The organism is Leifsonia sp. PARNA 1/14 (assembly GCF_055720965.1).
Genome location: NZ_JBVQSP010000005.1, coordinates 395,417 through 398,616, shown reverse-complemented (window position 1 = coordinate 398,616; position 3,200 = coordinate 395,417). Strand labels below are relative to the sequence as shown.

Here is a 3,200-nt window from a genome sequence, read left to right as displayed (position 1 = left end):
CTCAAACGACGACCACTTCGCACCAGCCAACCCGCCACCTCTCCCCAGAGCGATGCGTTGACCATATGAATCCACCGCGCTGATTCGCGACATTCGGCGCAAATCCGACGCCCTGGCGAGAATCTTGCGAACCGTGGCGTTCGCGCCGCTGGTGAGCGGGCGCGGCCGGACGGAGGCTGATGGGGATCGAAAGGATTCCCCCGCATGACCCGCATCGCCATCAACGGATTCGGCCGCATCGGCCGCAACGTGCTCCGCGCCCTCCTGGAGCGCGACAGCGACCTCGAGGTCGTCGCCGTCAACGACCTGACCGAGCCCTCCGCCCTCGCCAAGCTGCTCGCGTTCGACTCCACCGGAGGCCGCCTCGGCCGCCCGGTCTCGGTCGACGGCGACGTGCTCGTCGTCGACGGCCGCCGCATCCGCGTGCTCGCGGAGCGCGAGCCGGCGCAGCTGCCGTGGGGCGAGCTCGGCGTCGACATCGTCCTCGAGTCGACCGGCCGCTTCACCTCCGCCACCGCCGCCCGCGCCCACCTGGAGGCCGGGGCCAGGAAGGTGCTCGTGAGCGCCCCCGCCGACGGCGCCGACGTGACCCTCGCCTTCGGAGTGAACACCGACGCCTACGACCCGGACGTGCACACGATCGTCTCCAACGCCTCCTGCACGACGAACGCCCTCGCCCCGCTCGCGGCGGTGCTGGACGAGCTCGCCGGCATCGAGCACGGCTTCATGACGACCGTGCACGCCTACACGCAGGAGCAGAACCTCCAGGACGGCCCGCACCGCGACCCGCGTCGCGCCCGCGCCGCCGCGGTCAACATCGTGCCCACCACGACGGGCGCCGCGAAGGCGATCGGCCTGGTGCTGCCGAACCTCGACGGCAAGCTGTCCGGCGACTCGATCCGCGTGCCCGTCCCTGTCGGCTCGATCGTCGAGCTGAACACCGTGGTGTCGCGCGACGTGACGCGCGACGACGTCCTCGCCGCCTACCGCGCCGCGGCCGAGGGCAAGCTGGCCGGCATCCTCGAGTACTCCGAGGACGCCCTGGTGTCGTCCGACATCACCGGCAACCCGGCGTCGTCGATCTTCGACTCCGAGCTCACCCGGGTCGACGGCCGCCACGTCAAGGTGGTCGCCTGGTACGACAACGAGTGGGGCTTCTCGAACCGCGTGGTCGACACGCTCGGCCTCCTGGCGGGCTGAGGCGATCGCAACGACGGGCCGCGCATCTCCGGATGCGCGGCCCGTCCGCGTCTGCGGCCGTCCGCTAGCGTGAGGGCATGACGACACCGGCCCCCGAGACGATCGCCCGCGGGGTGCGTCGGCTGCAGGTCCCGCTACCGCCCGGCACCGGCCCGGCGTTCAGCAACGCCTACCTCATCGACGACGCCGACGGGCGGGTCCACGTGATCGACCCGGGCTCGCCGACGGCCGACGCCCGCGCCCTCTTGGAGGCCGCCATCGGCGACGCGGAGGTCGGCTCGATCGTCCTCACGCACCTCCACGCCGATCACGCCGGCGGCGCGGGAGCCCTGCGCGAGAGCACCGGCGCCCGCGTGCTGTTGCACGAGCGCGAGCGCGCGGCGCTCGGCCGGATCGCCATCGGCGTTCCCGCGCCCGATCTGGAGGCCTGGGGTGTGCCGGAGGACCGTCGGCCCGAGCTGCTCGCCGCAGCCGCCGTGCCGACCGCGCCCGCCGCAGAGCTCGTCGACGAGGTGGTCGACGGTGTCCTGACCGACGCGCAGCTCCTCGACATCCCCGGCCGCCGCCTCCGGGTGATCGGCACGCCGGGCCACACCGACGGCCACCTCTGCCTGCACGACGAGGAGGCCGACCTGCTGTTCACCGGCGATCACGTGCTGCCGACCATCAACTCCGGGCTGGGACTCGGCGGTCCCACCGACACCAACCCGATCGCCGACTACCTGGTCTCCCTCGACCGCACGGCGGTGCTCGACACCGGTGCGCTGCGGGCGCTCCCCGGCCACGAGGACCCGTTCACCGGTGTGCGGGAGCGCGGCGCCGCCCTCGCCGCGCACCACCTGCGCCGCACCGAGGAGGTCGCCGCCAGCACCGGCACCACGGTGTGGGAGGTCGCGTCCGGGTTGACCTGGACAGGCGGTTGGGACGCGCTCAGCGGCTTCACCCTGTTGTCGGCACTGCGCCAGACCGCCCAGCATCGCGAACTCGTCGCCCGGCGGCGCACGATCTGAGCGCGCCCTGGCCGACCGGGCCTACAGCATCGTCTCGACGCCGAGCGTCACCCGGTCGCCCAGCCCGACGCCCTCCTTGCGCCGCACGTCGCCCTTGATCGCGAGCACGTATGCGCCCTCGGCGCTCTCCGGGAACACCGACGTCGACCACCGCGAGCGGCCGAGCGTCACCATGACCTTGACCGAGCCGAATCCCGCGGGCGGGTGCGGCTGCAGGCGGATCTCCTCCGACACGTCGTCGGGCAGCCGGGCGAACACCCAGAGGTCGCGCCGCGCCTCCCACCGGAACAGCTCCGTCTCGAACTCGTAGCGCACGCCGGCCATGCCTCCAGCCTCCCACGGCCCACCGACATCGACACGTGAGCCGAACGCCGGCCCTGCCCCGCAGCCGCACGCGCACGCTATCCTCGCAGCAACGTCAGGAGGCCCCATGCCCGATCGCCCCGGTTCCGTCACCTTCGTGGCCGTGCTGGCCTACATCAACGGCGTCCTGAACATCATCGGCGGAGTGGTGACGCTGTTCACCCGCAACTCGATGGTGCGGGCGTCCGACGCCGGGGCGCTGGCCGCCATCACCACCGCGGCGATCGTGTCGATCATCCTCGGCATCGTGATCCTGATCGTCGCGCGCGGCCTGCTGAACGGCAGCCGGTTCGCGCGCGGGCTCGTGACCGTCGTCATGATCCTGAACGCCATCAGCGGCGTCCTCCTGCTGTTCAGCCTCCAGTTCTTCAGCGGCATCCTCGAGATCCTGTGGGCGGTGGTCATGCTGTCGCTGCTCTACACGCGGCGCGCCAACGCGTTCTTCGCCGCGCGTGCATCCGGTTAGCCTCGATCGGTGAGAATGGAGGAGGCGCCGACGCCGGCGTCTCCCACGACCGACCGAAAGGCTCTGGCCATGCGCTGGCCCGACTGGCTCAAGAAGCGCACCGTCAAGACGGTGCGCACGCGTCCGTTCGACGAGGACGCCCTCCCGGAGCCCGCCGCGCC

Annotated in this window: 4 protein-coding genes; 3 read left to right on the top strand and 1 reads right to left on the bottom strand. The window is 72.0% G+C overall.

What is annotated here, in order from left to right:
* Positions 1 to 204: 204 nt before the first annotated feature.
* Both gap and AC0HS0_RS15615 read left to right on the top strand, forming a co-directional pair.
* Positions 205 to 1,200, top strand: coding sequence for a type I glyceraldehyde-3-phosphate dehydrogenase (gap, locus tag AC0HS0_RS15620; protein WP_472964990.1), 996 nt, complete (start codon positions 205 to 207; stop codon positions 1,198 to 1,200).
* Between the two features lie 77 nt (positions 1,201 to 1,277).
* Positions 1,278 to 2,210 carry an MBL fold metallo-hydrolase gene (locus AC0HS0_RS15615; protein ID WP_472964989.1) on the top strand — a complete coding sequence of 311 codons (933 nt, stop codon included), beginning with the start codon at positions 1,278 to 1,280 and terminating at the stop codon, positions 2,208 to 2,210.
* Between the two features lie 21 nt (positions 2,211 to 2,231).
* On the opposite strand, the gene AC0HS0_RS15610 is transcribed toward AC0HS0_RS15615, so the two are convergent.
* The gene (locus tag AC0HS0_RS15610; RefSeq protein ID WP_472964988.1) at positions 2,232 to 2,534 is read right to left on the bottom strand and encodes a DUF1905 domain-containing protein; all 303 of its coding nucleotides are present in this window, start codon (positions 2,532 to 2,534) and stop codon (positions 2,232 to 2,234) included.
* A gap of 106 nt (positions 2,535 to 2,640) precedes the next feature.
* Here AC0HS0_RS15610 and AC0HS0_RS15605 point away from each other — a divergent pair, with 106 nt between their 5' ends.
* Positions 2,641 to 3,039 (top strand): DUF7144 family membrane protein, encoded by a 399-nt coding sequence (locus AC0HS0_RS15605; RefSeq protein ID WP_472964987.1) that lies wholly within the window; start codon positions 2,641 to 2,643, stop codon positions 3,037 to 3,039.
* Positions 3,040 to 3,200 lie beyond the last annotated feature (161 nt).